Source organism: Pseudomonas sp. PvP001, assembly GCF_040546375.1.
Classification (GTDB): domain Bacteria; phylum Pseudomonadota; class Gammaproteobacteria; order Pseudomonadales; family Pseudomonadaceae; genus Aquipseudomonas; species Aquipseudomonas coleopterorum.
In genome coordinates this window covers 1,614,462-1,627,773 of record NZ_JBEPNQ010000001.1, presented here as the reverse complement: position 1 = coordinate 1,627,773, position 13,312 = coordinate 1,614,462, and the positions used below count along the sequence as shown (strand labels likewise).

At 62.8% G+C, this 13,312-nt stretch carries 10 protein-coding genes and 2 pseudogenes; 4 read left to right on the top strand and 8 right to left on the bottom strand.

What is annotated here, in order from left to right:
• Nucleotides 1-156: 156 nt before the first annotated feature.
• Nucleotides 157-1,092: a glutathione S-transferase family protein gene (locus tag ABMD26_RS07460; protein WP_354308796.1), complete on the top strand. Its 936-nt coding sequence runs from the start codon at nucleotides 157-159 to the stop codon at nucleotides 1,090-1,092.
• 450 nt (nucleotides 1,093-1,542) lie between these two features.
• Here the strand turns inward: ABMD26_RS07460 and yejK are convergent.
• Nucleotides 1,543-2,551 (bottom strand): annotated as a pseudogene (gene yejK / locus ABMD26_RS07455) (nucleoid-associated protein YejK).
• Nucleotides 2,552-2,959: 408 nt separating this feature from the next.
• On the opposite strand from yejK, the gene ABMD26_RS07450 reads away from it, so the two are divergent.
• On the top strand, nucleotides 2,960-3,241 hold the full coding sequence (locus ABMD26_RS07450; RefSeq protein ID WP_043186365.1) for an HU family DNA-binding protein: 282 nt from the start codon (nucleotides 2,960-2,962) through the stop codon (nucleotides 3,239-3,241).
• 186 nt (nucleotides 3,242-3,427) lie between these two features.
• Here the strand turns inward: ABMD26_RS07450 and rlmF are convergent, their stop codons facing one another.
• From rlmF to ABMD26_RS07425, 5 genes are all read right to left on the bottom strand, one after another.
• The gene (gene rlmF, locus ABMD26_RS07445; protein WP_354308794.1) at nucleotides 3,428-4,366 is read right to left on the bottom strand and encodes a 23S rRNA (adenine(1618)-N(6))-methyltransferase RlmF; all 939 of its coding nucleotides are present in this window, start codon (nucleotides 4,364-4,366) and stop codon (nucleotides 3,428-3,430) included.
• Between the two features lie 104 nt (nucleotides 4,367-4,470).
• Complete coding sequence (locus ABMD26_RS07440) at nucleotides 4,471-7,317, bottom strand: valine--tRNA ligase (RefSeq protein WP_354308792.1); 2,847 nt, start codon at nucleotides 7,315-7,317, stop codon at nucleotides 4,471-4,473.
• Between the two features lie 220 nt (nucleotides 7,318-7,537).
• Nucleotides 7,538-7,915, bottom strand: coding sequence for a hypothetical protein (locus ABMD26_RS07435; protein WP_056844947.1), 378 nt, complete (start codon nucleotides 7,913-7,915; stop codon nucleotides 7,538-7,540).
• Between the two features lie 7 nt (nucleotides 7,916-7,922).
• Entirely contained in the window at nucleotides 7,923-8,351 is a 429-nt protein-coding gene (locus tag ABMD26_RS07430) for a DNA polymerase III subunit chi (RefSeq protein ID WP_049861828.1), read from the bottom strand.
• A gap of 123 nt (nucleotides 8,352-8,474) precedes the next feature.
• On the bottom strand, nucleotides 8,475-9,965 hold the full coding sequence (locus ABMD26_RS07425) for a leucyl aminopeptidase (RefSeq protein WP_134721706.1): 1,491 nt from the start codon (nucleotides 9,963-9,965) through the stop codon (nucleotides 8,475-8,477).
• 263 nt (nucleotides 9,966-10,228) lie between these two features.
• Here ABMD26_RS07425 and lptF point away from each other — a divergent pair.
• Nucleotides 10,229-11,348 (top strand): annotated as a pseudogene (gene lptF, locus ABMD26_RS07420) (LPS export ABC transporter permease LptF).
• A complete protein-coding gene (gene lptG / locus ABMD26_RS07415) occupies nucleotides 11,341-12,402 on the top strand; it encodes an LPS export ABC transporter permease LptG (RefSeq protein WP_090356335.1) in 1,062 nt (353 codons plus the stop codon). The pseudogene lptF and the gene lptG overlap by 8 nt, the downstream one beginning before the upstream one ends.
• 30 nt (nucleotides 12,403-12,432) lie before the next feature.
• On the opposite strand, the gene ABMD26_RS07410 is transcribed toward lptG, so the two are convergent.
• On the bottom strand, nucleotides 12,433-12,927 hold the full coding sequence (locus ABMD26_RS07410) for an RDD family protein (RefSeq protein WP_134721708.1): 495 nt from the start codon (nucleotides 12,925-12,927) through the stop codon (nucleotides 12,433-12,435).
• A 95-nt stretch (nucleotides 12,928-13,022) separates the two neighbouring features.
• The gene (locus ABMD26_RS07405) at nucleotides 13,023-13,235 is read right to left on the bottom strand and encodes a cold-shock protein (RefSeq protein ID WP_049861833.1); all 213 of its coding nucleotides are present in this window, start codon (nucleotides 13,233-13,235) and stop codon (nucleotides 13,023-13,025) included.
• Nucleotides 13,236-13,312: the final 77 nt, after the last annotated feature.

Genomic DNA, 13,312 nt, shown 5'->3' with positions numbered 1-13,312 from the left:
GGAGATTGCGTACCCTGTAGCAGCGGCGCGAGCCGCGTCCGGCTACAACGCGTTCATTCAGGCACACCGCACACATCGCCGCCGCTGCTACGGGGGTATGTGGTCTGCGCGGGTGCGAGTAAGCTGTGGGCTTTCCCATCCGCTGCTGGAGCCGATATGTCCGAGTTGATCCTGCATCACTATCCGACCTCGCCGTTCGCCGAGAAGGCCCGCTTGATGCTTGGCTTCAAAGGGCTCGCGTGGCGCTCGGTGCTGATCTCGCCGATCATGCCCAAGCCAGATCTGACGGCGCTGACCGGTGGCTATCGCAAGACGCCAGTGCTGCAGATCGGCGCCGATGTGTATTGCGACACGGCCTTGATCGCTCGGCGGCTGGAGCAGGAGAAAGCCTTGCCGGCATTGCTGCCCCTTGGCCAGGAACTCACCGTGGCCACTTTCGCCGCCTGGGCCGATTCGGTGCTGTTCCAGCATGCCGTCAGCCTGGTGTTCCAGCCCGAGTCCATCAGCGCCCGCCTGTCGCGTCTGCCGGAAGATGCCGCCAAGGCCTTCATCGCCGACCGCATGGCGCTGTTCCAGGGCGGCACTGCGACGCGCCTGTCGGTCGAGCAGGCCAAGCATCAGTGGCCAACGTTCATGGCGCGCCTGGAGCAGCAACTGCAGAACGCAGAGGGTGAGTACCTGTTCGGCGCGCCGACCCTGGCCGATTTCTCCATGGCTCATCCGCTGTGGTTCCTCAAGGGCACGCCGGTCACCGCCCCGCTGGTGGATGTCTATCCCGCCATCCATGCCTGGCTGGGACGCGTGCTGGGTTTCGGCCACGGCACCTACAGCGACCTGACGGCAGAAGAAGCCTTGGCGATTGCCAAAGCGGCCACCCCGGCACCTTTGCCCGACGAGACGTTCGAGGACCTCAATGGGTTCAAGATGGGCGACCAGGTGAGCATCTCGGCCGTGGACTATGGCGTCGACCCCGTGCAGGGCGAGCTGTTGTTTACCGGGGCCGAGGAATTGATCATCCGGCGTGAAGACGCGCGCGCCGGCGTGGTGCATGTGCATTTCCCGCGAGTGGGTTTTGCGATCACAAGATCGTAGCGGCGACGTCAAGCCGGACACCCCGCACCGCCTGCCTCCCCGCCGATTGTGGGAGCGGGCTCTGCCCGCGAAGGCCACGCTGCGGTCCGATTGACACCCCGCACCGCCTGCCTCCTCGCCAACTGTGGGAGCGGGCTCTGCCCGCGAAGGCCACGCCGCGGTTCGATCGACACCCCGCACCGCCTGCCTCCCCGCCAACTGTGGGAGCGGGCTCTGCCCGCGAAGGCCACGCTGCGGCTCGATTGACACCCCGCACCGCCAGCTTCCCCGCCAACTGTGGGAGCGGGCTCTGCCCGCGAAGGCCACGCCGCGGTTCGATCGACACCCCGCACCGCCTGCTTCCCCGCCAACTGTGGGAGCGGGCTCTGCCCGCGAAGGGCACGCTGCGGTTCGATTGACACCCCGCAGCATCCGCTTCGCGGCCGGTGACCACTCATACGGCGCAGTCCGTCAATCCTTGCGCCGTTTGAGCTGGTCGGTCAGTTGCGACGGCAGGCCCTTGATGATCAAGGTACCGGCTTCTTCGTCATACTCGATCTTCGAGCCCAGCAGATGCGCCTCGAAGCTGATCGACAGCCCCTCGGCCCGCCCGGTGAAGCGACGAAACTGGTTGAGGGTGCGCTTGTCGGCCGGGATCTCCGGCGACAAACCGTAATCCTTGTTGCGGATATGGTCATAGAACGGCCTGCGGGCGCTCTTCATCGATCAGACCCGACAGCTCTTTCAACGTGACCGGCTCGCCCATCTTGGTCTGGCTGGTGGCGTACTCCACCAAGGTCTGGGTTTTCTCACGCGCCGACTCTTCGGGCAGGTCCTCGCTCTCGACGAAGTCGCTGAACGCCTTGAGCAGTGTCCGCGTTTCCCCCGGGCCATCGACACCTTCCTGGCAGCCGATGAAGTCGCGGAAGTACTCCGAAACCTTCTTGCCGTTCTTGCCCTTGATGAACGAGATGTACTGCTTGGACTGTTTGTTGTTCTGCCACTCCGACAGGTTGATGCGCGCCGCCAGGTGCAGTTGCCCCAGGTCCAGGTGCCGCGACGGGGTCACGTCGAGCTCGGAGGTCACGGCCACGCCTTCACTGTGATGCAGCAGGGCAATGGCCAGGTAATCGGTCATGCCTTGCTGGTAATGCGCGAACAGCACGTGCCCACCGGTGGACAGGTTGGATTCTTCCATCAGCTTCTGCAGGTGCTCGACGGCCGTGCGGCTGAACTGGGTGAAGTCGCGGCCCTCGTCCAGATAGTCCTTGAGCCAGCCGCTGAACGGGTGCGCGCCGGACTCGGCATGGAAGAAGCCCCAGGCCTTGCCCTGCTTGGCGTTGTAACTTTCGTTGAGGTCGGCAAGCAGATGTTCGATGGCGCTGGACTCGGCCAGCTCGCTGTCGCGCGCATGAAGCACGGCGGGCGTGCCGTCGGGTTTCTTGTCGATCAAATGGACGATGCAGTGACGGATCGGCATGGGCTTCTCGGCTTGTCTGACTGATGGGCACGGCGGCTGGAGCGGGCTGTGCCGCAAAGGGGCGAAGTGTAACGTAGATAGGGGTTTTGAGGATTGCCGGTGGCCTGCGCGTGCGCTGAAACGACGAAATCGTCTACTTTTTGGCCAAACCCATGATAAAGCTGAATAAAAGGGCCGCTAGTGGCGGATATTTGTTTGGCTCTGTGCTAGTTTTGCCCGGTCTTGCGGCCCACGAGGCCGTGAAGCCCCGCAGAGAGCGGCTTTCGAGTCGAACCAAACGTCATTCTGGGTATCTACAATGGCGATTGGCATGACCGAAACGCGAGCCCCGGCGGACGTCGCACGCCCGGCTCCGACTTACGCTGCACTTTGCAATCCAATTGAATTTGATAGGGAAGGTACACCACCATGGCATTAACCAAAGACCAACTGATCGCCGATATCGCTGAAGCTATCGACGCGCCGAAAACCACCGCGCGCAACGCTATCGAGCAGCTGGGCCAGATCGTTGCCGATCAATTGGAAAATGGCAGCGAGATCACTCTGCCTGGTATCGGCAAGCTGAAAATCACCGAGCGTCCTGCCCGCACTGGCCGTAACCCTTCGACTGGCGCTGCCATCGAAATCGCTGCCAAGAAAGTCGTCAAGTTCGTCCCAGCCAAAGTGCTGACCGATTCCGTTAACAAGTAATTGTAACGGCTCGACGAACCGTGCCGCGGGTCAACCCGGGCGCGGTTTTTTTGTGCCTGGAAAACCTTCAGCTGCGGTTCACCAGCATCTGTGGGAGCGGGCTCTGCCCGCGAAGCATGCAACACGTGGTGGCTGCTTCGCGGGCAGAGCCCGCTCCCACAGGGGCCGCAGTGCGCCGTGAATCAGTCAGCTGAACCAGCTTTTGCCGGCTTGCTCTGACTGGAAGGTCCAGGCGACGAAGCGGCTTTGCTTCTGGCCTTGACCCATTTCCACCACTCGGACCTGCACGGCATTGACCTTGCCAAGGGCTGCCTGGATGGCCGGTAGGTTGGACGCCTTGGACACCAGCGTCGAGAACCAAAGCACCTGCTGTCCCACGGCCACGCTTTCGTTGATCAACTGCGTCACGAAGCGAATCTCGCCGCCTTCACACCACAACTCGTTGTTCTGACCGCCAAAGTTGAGCACGGGCAACTTGCGCTTGGGATCGGCCTTGCCCAGCGCGCGCCATTTGCGCTGGCTGCCGCGGGTCGCTTCCTGCAACGACGCGTGGAAGGGCGGATTGCACAGGGTCACGGCGAACCGTTCTTCGCGGCCCAGCAGTCCCTGGAGAATCTGTCGGGGCTGCGTCTGCTGGCGCAGTGAAATGGCCTTGCCCAGTTTGTTGGCCTGCACGATGGTGTTGGCCGAGGCCAGTGCCACCGGGTCGATGTCGGAGCCCACGAATTGCCAGCGATAGTCACTGTGGCCCAGCAGGGGATAGATGCAGTTGGCACCTACACCCACGTCGAGCGCCCTGACGCCGGCGCCCCGCGGAATCTCGCCACCGTTGCTTTCGGCCAGCAGGTCGGCCAGGCAGTGCAGATAGTCGGCCCGTCCGGGTATGGGCGGACACAGGTAGCCGTCCGGGATGTCCCAGTGCTGAATGCCATAGAGGGTCCTGAGCAACGCCCGGTTGAACACCTTCACCGCCGCAGGATCGGCGAAGTCGATGCTTTGCTTGCCATACGGGTTGAGGATGACGAACCGGGCAAGGTCCGGATGGCTCTTGATCAATTGCGGGAAGTCGTAGTGACCCTGGTGGCGATTGCGCGGGTGCAGGGTGGGTTTTGGCGGGGTGGACATGGGGAGAGTACCGGTGGGGCGCGGGCCTCTTCGCGGGCAGAGCCCGCTCCCACACAACACCCTTGTGGGAGTGGGCTGTGCCCGCGAAGAGGCCAGCAGACGGATTACAGGCTGGCGATCCGCGCGTGCTGTTCGGCCAGCTTGGTCAGTGCCTGTTCGGCTTCGGCCAGTTTGGCGCGCTCTTTGTCGATGACGGCAGGTGGTGCCTTGTCGACGAAGGCTGCATTGGACAGCTTGCCGCCCACGCGAGCGACTTCACCGTTCAGGCGCTGGATCTCCTTGTCCAGGCGAGCCAGTTCGGCGTCCTTGTCGATCAGTCCGGCCATGGGCACCAGCACTTCCAATTCACCGACCAGCGCAGTAGCGCTCAGAGGCGCTTCCTGGCCATCGTCCAGCACGGTGATGGACTCCAGCTTGGCGAGCTTCTTGAGCAAGGCATCGTTTTCCTGCAGACGACGCTGGTCCTGGCTGCCGGTGTTCTTGAGGAACAACGCCAGCGGCTTGCCCGGACCGATGTTCATCTCGCCGCGAATGTTGCGCACGCCGAGCATCAGGCCCTTGAGCCACTCGATATCGTCTTCGGCGGCGGTATCGATGCGGCTTTCGTTGGCCACTGGCCAAGGCTGCAGCATGATCGTCTTGCCCTGCACACCGGCGAGCGGCGCCAGACGCTGCCAGATTTCTTCGGTAATGAACGGCATGAACGGATGCGCCAGGCGCAACGCCACTTCCAGCACGCGCACCAGAGTACGGCGGGTACCGCGCTGGCGCTCCACCGGAGCGTTCTCGTCCCACAGCACCGGCTTGGACAGCTCCAGGTACCAGTCGCAATACTGGTTCCAGATGAACTCATAGAGTGCCTGGGCGGCCAGGTCGAAACGGAACTGATCCAGATGACGCGTCACTTCGGCTTCGGTGCGCTGCAACTGCGAGATGATCCAGCGATCGGCCAGCGAGAGCTCGTAGGCCTCGCCGTTCTGACCGCTGTCCTCGCCCTTGTCGAGTACGTAGCGCGCGGCGTTCCAGATCTTGTTGCAGAAATTGCGATAGCCTTCGACACGGCCCATGTCGAACTTGATGTCACGTCCGGTGGACGCCAGCGAGCAGAAGGTGAAGCGCAGGGCGTCGGTGCCGTAGCTGGCGATGCCGCCTTCGAACTCGTCGCGGGTCTGCTTCTCGATCTTCTTCGCAAGCTTGGGCTGCATCATGCCGCTGGTGCGCTTTTCGACCAGGGCCTCGAGCTCGATACCGTCGATGATGTCCAGCGGGTCGAGCACGTTGCCCTTGGACTTGGACATCTTCTGGCCCTGGCCATCACGCACCAGGCCATGCACGTAGACCGTCTTGAACGGTACCTGCGGCGTACCGTTCTCGTCCTTGACCAGGTGCATGGTCAACATGATCATCCGGGCGACCCAGAAGAAGATGATGTCGAAGCCGGTGACCAGCACGTCGGTGCTGTGGAATTTCTTCAGGAACTCGGTCTGTTCCGGCCAGCCCAGGGTGGAGAAGGTCCACAGGCCCGAACTGAACCAGGTGTCCAGCACGTCGTTGTCCTGGTTGAGCACCACATCGGCGCCCAGGCCGTGCTTGCTGCGCACTTCTTCTTCGCTGCGGCCGACGTAGACCTTGCCGGACTCGTCGTACCAGGCCGGGATGCGATGGCCCCACCAGAGCTGGCGGCTGATGCACCAGTCCTGGATATCGCGCATCCAGGAGAAGTACATGTTTTCGTACTGCTTGGGCACGAAGGCGATGCGGCCGTCTTCCACAGCGGCGATGGCAGGTTCGGCCAGCGGCTTGGTGGACACGTACCACTGGTCGGTCAGCCAGGGCTCGATGACGGTGCCGGAGCGATCGCCCTTCGGCACTTTCAAGGCGTGGTCGTCGACGCTGACCAGCAGGCCGGCGGCGTCGAACGCGGCGACGATCTGCTTGCGGGCCTCGAAGCGGTCCAGGCCGGCGTATTCGTCAGGCAAGGTGCCGTCGACGCTGTCGTTCAGCGTGCCGTCGAGGTTGAACACCTGAGCGCTGGGCAGAACGTTGGCATTCTTGTCGAAGATGTTGAGCAACGGCAGGTTGTGCCGCTTGCCGACTTCGTAGTCGTTGAAATCGTGGGCCGGGGTGATCTTCACGCAGCCAGTACCGAACTCGGGGTCGCAATAATCATCGGCGATGATCGGAATGCGACGGCCTACCAAGGGCAGTTCGACGAACTTGCCGATCAATGCCTGGTAGCGCTCGTCGTTCGGGTTCACCGCGACCGCGGCGTCGCCGAGCATGGTTTCCGGGCGTGTGGTGGCGACGATCAGGTAGTCGTTGCCTTCGGCGGTTTTCGCGCCGTCTGCCAGCGGGTACTTGAGGTTCCAGAGGAAACCCTTTTCATCGTGGTTTTCCACTTCCAGATCGGAGATGGCCGTGTGCAGCTTGGTGTCCCAGTTGACCAGGCGCTTGCCGCGGTAGATCAGGCCGTCTTCGTGCAGGCGCACGAAGGCTTCCTTGACCGCTTCGGACAGGCCGTCATCCATGGTGAAACGTTCGCGGCTCCAGTCGACCGACGAGCCGAGGCGACGGATCTGGCGGCTGATGTTGCCACCGGACTGGTCTTTCCATTCCCAGATCTTTTCCAGGAATTTTTCCCGGCCCAGATCATGGCGATTCAGGCCCTGGGCTTCGATCTGACGCTCGACCAGCATCTGCGTAGCGATACCGGCGTGGTCGGTACCCGGCTGCCACAGGGTGTTGCGACCCTGCATGCGGCGGAAACGGATCAGGGCGTCCATGATCGCGTTGTTGAAGCCGTGGCCCATGTGCAGGCTGCCGGTAACGTTCGGCGGCGGGATCATGATGGTGTAGGAGTCGCCGGCACCTTGCGGGGCGAAGTAGTTCTCGGCCTCCCAGGTCTGGTACCAGGAAGTTTCGATAGCGTGCGGCTGGTAGGTCTTATCCATGCGCGGCGGGACCCTATAAGGCATTTATTCAAAGAAAGCCGGGAAGTATAGCGGGGATATGGCGGCTATGGGAGGGAGGCGGGCTGCGTAGGAGCGGTCCGTGGCCGCGATGGGCGCGATTCGGTATAGCGGATACACCGTAGCGCCTGTTTCGCGGCCGATGACCGCTCCTACGGTGGTAGGCGAACGGTCCGTGGCTGCGAAGGGCGGGTGAAGGGGATCAGGGCTGGTTCAGCAACCTTTCCATGCGGGCCTCGAGGCGGCGCTTGATTTCGGTTTCGATGTGCGGCGCGAAATCGTCGATCACATCCTGCATGATCAACTGAGCGGCGGCGCGCAGTTCGGCGTCCAGGTGCAGCAGGGTGTCCTGGCGGTTCTGCGCGGGGGTAGGGGCAACGGTTGCCGCCGCTGGCGCTTCGGCAGCGGCCCCGGGCTCGTCGTGCAGTTCGAACAGTAACGGCACATCCGGCTCGCTGCGAACCACGGCGTCGGTCAGCAGCGGTGGCTGCAGGGTGTCGTCGCCGAGCAGCTTGCGGATCGATTCGAGGTCGTCCAGCAGGTGTACGGATTTGGGCAAAGGCTTGGTGTTGTTGTCCATCGTGGGCTCAAAGTCGCGATAAGCGGTGGTCTTGCAGAGGATAGCCTTGTTCACGGTAGAAGCGAAAACTCTCCCGGGCGGCCTGACGAATAGCAGGGTCTTCTACCACTATTTCAGCGATACGGGCGAACTGCCCGGCAAAGCTCGGTACGCTCAAGGCCAGGTTGATCAGCAGGTCGTCATGGCCCGCCGCCTGTGCAGCGATGCCCAACGTGACGGGCGAGTGCGGATCGTCCTCCGCCAGGCTGTGGGGGACGAAGCTCTCACCCTTGAAGCTCCACAGGCGTGCATCCATTGCCTCGCGCTGGGCAGCGTCAGTGCAATGGACGTACACCCGATGCCCCAGGCGCCAGGCTTTTTCGCCCAGTTTGCAGGCGAAGTCCAGGCGTGCGGCGGGCAGGGGCGTGGGCAGAACATAGAAGTCGACTTGGGGCATGGTGTGTTCCTGGTGCTTGAGACCGAGTCGCCCTTTTCGCGGGCAGAGCCCCGTTCCCACAGGAAGCATGCTTGTGTGGGAGCGGGGCTCTGCCCGCGAAAAGACCGACGCGGACTTGAGGCATTACACCCCGGCGCGATCCAGCAGGTACTGGGTGAGCAGAGGCACCGGACGACCGGTGGCGCCCTTGTCCTTGCCGCCGCTGACCCACGCCGTACCGGCGATGTCCAGGTGCGCCCACTCATAGGCTTTGGTGAAGCGGGACAGGAAGCAGCCGGCAGTGATCGCACCGCCCTTAGGCCCACCGATGTTGGCGATGTCGGCGAACGGGCTGTCCAGTTGCTCCTGGTACTCCTCGAACAGCGGCAGCTGCCAGCAACGATCGTCCGCCTGCTTGCCCGCTTCCAGCAATTGGCCGACCAGGGCTTCGTTGTTGCTCATCAGGCCGGTGGTATGGCCGCCCAGAGCGACGACGCAGGCGCCGGTCAGGGTGGCGATGTCGATCACCGCGCGCGGGTTGAAACGCTCGGCGTAGGTCAGGGCATCGCATAGCACCAGACGACCTTCGGCGTCGGTGTTGAGGATCTCCACGGTCTGGCCGCTCATGGTCTCGACGATGTCGCCAGGGCGTGTCGCACGGTCACTGGGCATGTTCTCGGCGCAGGCCATCAGGCACACCAGGTTGATCGGCAGTTCCAGTTCCAGCACGGCGCGCAGGGTGCCGAACACGCTGGCCGCACCGCACATGTCGTACTTCATCTCGTCCATGCCGGCCGCTGGCTTGATGCTGATGCCACCGGTGTCGAAGGTGATGCCTTTACCCACCAGCACGTACGGCTGCTCGGATTTCTTCGCGCCCTGATAGTTGAGCACGATCAGGCGTGGCGGCTGTGCGCTGCCCTGAGCGACGGCCAGGAACGCGCCCATGCCCAGTTCCTTGAGCTTCTTCTCGTCGTGGATCTCGACCTTGAGGTTCTTGTGCGCCTTGCTCAGGCTCTTGGCGGCTTCGGCCAGGAAGCTGGGGTGGCACAGGTTGGGCGGCAGATTGCCCAGGTCCTTGGTGAAGCTCATGCCGCTGGCGATGGCCTTGGCATGGGTCACGGCGCGCTCGACGTCGGCCTGGCTGGATTTCCCGGTCAGCAGGGTGATTTTCTGCAGGGCACGCGGATCGGCTTTCTTGCTCTTGAAGCGATCGAACACGTATTCGCCATCGATCAGGGTCTCTGCCAGCAGGCGGGTTCGGCCGTAGGCGTCACGACCCTTGACGGTCAGCTCGTCGAAAGCGAACACGGCATCGCTGCCGCCCAGGTTCTTCAATGCGCCGTAGGCAGCGCTGGCCAGCTTGCGCCATGGGCGGTCGGCCAGTTCTTCGTCCTTGCCGCTGCCCACCAGCAGCAGGCGTTCGGCCTTGAGTGCAGGTACGCCCGGCAGCAACAGGGTCTGGCCAGCACGACCGACGATGTCGCCACGCTTGAGTGCAGCGCTGATCAAACCGCCGCTCAGGCCGTCGATCTTGCTGGCAATGGCGCCCAGTGCGCGCTCTTCGCCGATGGCGACGACGAGGGTCGCGGTTTTAATCGATTCGGCAGCAACGCTCTTTACAACCAATTCCATATCCAGAACCCCTGATTCTAGGTCGATGCTTGCGCAAGACGGTTCGCGCGAAAGCGTCCAGTTTGACCCCAGCCCCAGCCCCCTCGCAACCTTTGCATGGTGGTAATTGTCCATCCAATGCCGCTGTTAAGTGACAGGCACAGCCTTTCACAGGATAATGCGGCGACTTTTTTACCTGGCCCGCTCCTGCGGGCCGGCCCCTGTCCTGGCTGCTACGTTCCCCTGTCGGGCTGCCTGCGCGCGACGACCCTGGAGTGTCTGGTTTGATCGTTTTCCGTTATCTGTCCCGTGAGGTCATGATCACAATGAGCAGCCGTGAGTGCGGTGCTCCTGGTGATCATCATGAGCGGGCGCTTCATCAAGTACCTGGCCCAGGCGGCGTCAGGGATCCTCGACCCCGGCGTGCTGTTCATGATCATGGGCTTCCGCCTGCCGGGCTTCCTGCAGCTGATCCTGCCGCTGGGCCTGTTTCTGGGCATCCTGCTGGCGTACGGGCGCCTGTACCTGGAAAGCGAGATGACCGTGCTGTCCGCCACCGGCATGAGCCAGCAGCGACTGCTGGCGATCACCATGGCCCCGGCGGCGTTGGTCGCCCTGCTGGTGGCCTGGCTGAGCCTGAGTCTCGCCCCGCAAGGCGTCGCCCAGGTCGCCACGATCATCAACCAGCAGGACGCCATGACCGAGTTCGACACTTTGGTGCCGGGTCGCTTCCAGGCGTTGCGCGATGGTACCCGGGTCACCTACACCCAGAGCCTCTCGGAAAACCGCGTCGACCTCAGTGGCGTGTTCATCTCCGAGAAGCGCATGTCCCAGGACAAGTCCAAGGATCGTGGCATTTCCGTGCTCGTGGCCGAGAAGGGCCGCCAGGAAGTGCGTGCCGACGGCAACCGCTACCTGATCCTGGAAAACGGCTTCCGTTACGACGGCAACCCGGGCGAAGCCAACTACCGCGCCATCCAGTACGACACCTACGGTGTGCTTCTGCCCAAGCCGGACGTAAGCAGTGACATCACCGATCGCGAAGCCATCCCTACCGGTGAGCTGTGGGGCAGCAATGACCCACGGCCTCGCGCCGAACTGCAGTGGCGCCTGTCGCTGCCCATACTGGTGTTCATCGTGACTCTGATGGCAGTCCCGTTGTCGCGGGTCAACCCGCGCCAGGGCCGCTTCCTCAAATTGCTACCGGCGATCCTTCTGTACATGGCCTATCTGACCCTGCTCATCGCCGCGCGCAGCGCCATGGAAAAAGGCCGGCTGCCCGCAGCCCTTGGCATGTGGTGGGTGCACGCGCTGTTCCTGGCCATCGGCCTGCTGTTGATGTATTGGGAACCCATGAAGCTGGCCCGTGCCAGCCGCCGTGCCAAGGGGGTGACCCGTGGTTAAGCTCGATCGCTACATCGGCAAGAGCGTCGCGGTCGCCATTCTGGCCGTGCTGGGGATCATCCTCGGGCTGGCCTCGCTGTTCGCCTTCATCGACGAGATGGGCGATATCAGCGACACCTACACATTGGTCGATGCCGGCAAGTACGTTGCCCTGACGGCGCCGCGACGGGTCTACGACATGCTGCCGATGGCGGCCCTGATCGGCTGTCTGATCGGCCTCGGCAGCCTGGCCAGCAGCAGTGAACTGACCATCATGCGCGCGGCCGGCGTGTCGGTGGGGCGGATCGTCTGGGCGGTGATGAAGCCCATGCTGGTGTTGATGATCGTGGGCGTGCTGGTGGGTGAATACGTTGCCCCACCTGCAGAAGACAAGGCTCAGGCCGAGCGCTCCCTGGCTCAGGGCAGCGGTGATGCGCAGAGCGGCAAGCACGGCATGTGGCACCGCCAGGGTGACGAATTCATCCACATCAACACGGTGCAGCCACGAGGCCTGCTGTACGGGGTCACCCGTTACCGCTTCGACGACCAGCGCCACATGCTCAGCGCCAGCTTCGCCCGCAAGGCGCAGTACGATGGCGATCATTGGCAGTTGAGCGATGTCACCACCACGCTCTTTCACAGTGATCGCAGCGAAGTGGTCAAGGCTGCTGACGAGCGCTGGGAGGTCTCTCTGACCCCACAGTTGCTCAGCACGGTCATTGTTGCGCCCGAAGCGCTGTCGATTTCAGGTCTGTGGGGCTACATCCACTACCTCGCCGATCAAGGGCTGAACAACGGTCAGTACTGGTTGGCGTTCTGGGTGAAGGTCTTGCAACCGCTGGTCACGGCAGCGCTGGTGTTGATGGCCATCTCGTTCATCTTCGGTCCGTTGCGCTCGGTCACCCTGGGCCAGCGCGTGTTCACCGGCGTGCTGGTGGGCTTCGTGTTCCGCATCGCCCAGGACCTGCTCGGGCCATCGAGCCTGGTATTCGGCTTCCCACCGCTGCTGGCAGTGGTCCTGCCTGCAGCGATCTGCGCCGTGGCAGGGATCTGGCTGTTGCGACGCGCCGGTTAGCGCAAGCACAGCCATACAGAAAACCGGCCCTCAGTGGCCGGTTTTTCGTTGGGCCATCCGCACTACCCGGCTGCGCGATCCCAGATCGTGCCAAGTGCGCTGGCGTCGATCGAACAGCATCCACCACCAGCCGATCCCCAGGCATAGCCACGACAACATCGCCAGGACAAACCGCAGCAGCGCCTGGCCCAGGCCGAGCGGGCTACCGTCGACACTTTGCACGCGGATACCCCAGGCCTGCATGCCCAGGGTCTGTCCGGTGCGGGTCCAGAAACAGGCGAAGAAGGCGAACGACAGGCTTGCCAGCAGCAGTGAAAGCCATCGGTCATGATCCAAGGCGCCTGCCTCGGACAGGGCGCGCAGGTGAGCTTCGCCGTACCAGAGCATTTGTCCCAGCTTGTACAGCGCGGTGGCGACCATCAGCAGGGCTACCAACAGAATCAGATCGTAGGCTGCCGCAGCCAGGCGACGAGCCAAGGTTGCCGGCGTCGGCTGCTGTATAGCGTTCACGACATCGGGTGCCATCGAGAATCCTTGGAAGGGGAAACAGTCGACGCCAGTCGAGCGCCCACAAAAAAGCCCCAGGCTATCAGCGCTGGGGCTTTTGGGCGACGCTCGAATCAAGCCTCGGCTTGAACCTCGTCAGCCTGCAGGCCTTTCTGGCCCTGCACGGACACGAAGGTGACCTTTTGGCCTTCCTTCAGGCTCTTGAAGCCGTTGCCTTGAATGGCGCGGAAGTGAACGAACAGGTCTGGACCGCTTTCAGGCGTAATGAAACCGAAACCTTTTTCGTCGTTGAACCACTTGACGGTACCGCTTTGACGATTCGACATAGCTTAATTTCCTTGAAACCTAGAAGTATTAACAGCGTCTTTCACATGAAAGAGTACTGGGCTGATTTGCAGGAAAG

What these genes read in the sequence shown, in the direction of transcription:
- ABMD26_RS07405 (WP_049861833.1), bottom strand. Translation starts at nt 13,235, where the DNA reads ATGTCGAATCGTCAAAGCGGTACCGTCAAGTGGTTCAACGACGAAAAA.
- ABMD26_RS07440 (WP_354308792.1), bottom strand. Translation starts at nt 7,317, where the DNA reads ATGGATAAGACCTACCAGCCGCACGCTATCGAAACTTCCTGGTACCAG.
- ABMD26_RS07410 (WP_134721708.1), bottom strand. Translation starts at nt 12,927, where the DNA reads ATGGCACCCGATGTCGTGAACGCTATACAGCAGCCGACGCCGGCAACC.
- ABMD26_RS07425 (WP_134721706.1), bottom strand. Translation starts at nt 9,965, where the DNA reads ATGGAATTGGTTGTAAAGAGCGTTGCTGCCGAATCGATTAAAACCGCG.
- ABMD26_RS07430 (WP_049861828.1), bottom strand. Translation starts at nt 8,351, where the DNA reads ATGCCCCAAGTCGACTTCTATGTTCTGCCCACGCCCCTGCCCGCCGCA.
- ABMD26_RS07435 (WP_056844947.1), bottom strand. Translation starts at nt 7,915, where the DNA reads ATGGACAACAACACCAAGCCTTTGCCCAAATCCGTACACCTGCTGGAC.
- rlmF (WP_354308794.1), bottom strand. Translation starts at nt 4,366, where the DNA reads ATGTCCACCCCGCCAAAACCCACCCTGCACCCGCGCAATCGCCACCAG.
- ABMD26_RS07460 (WP_354308796.1), top strand. Translation starts at nt 157, where the DNA reads ATGTCCGAGTTGATCCTGCATCACTATCCGACCTCGCCGTTCGCCGAG.
- ABMD26_RS07450 (WP_043186365.1), top strand. Translation starts at nt 2,960, where the DNA reads ATGGCATTAACCAAAGACCAACTGATCGCCGATATCGCTGAAGCTATC.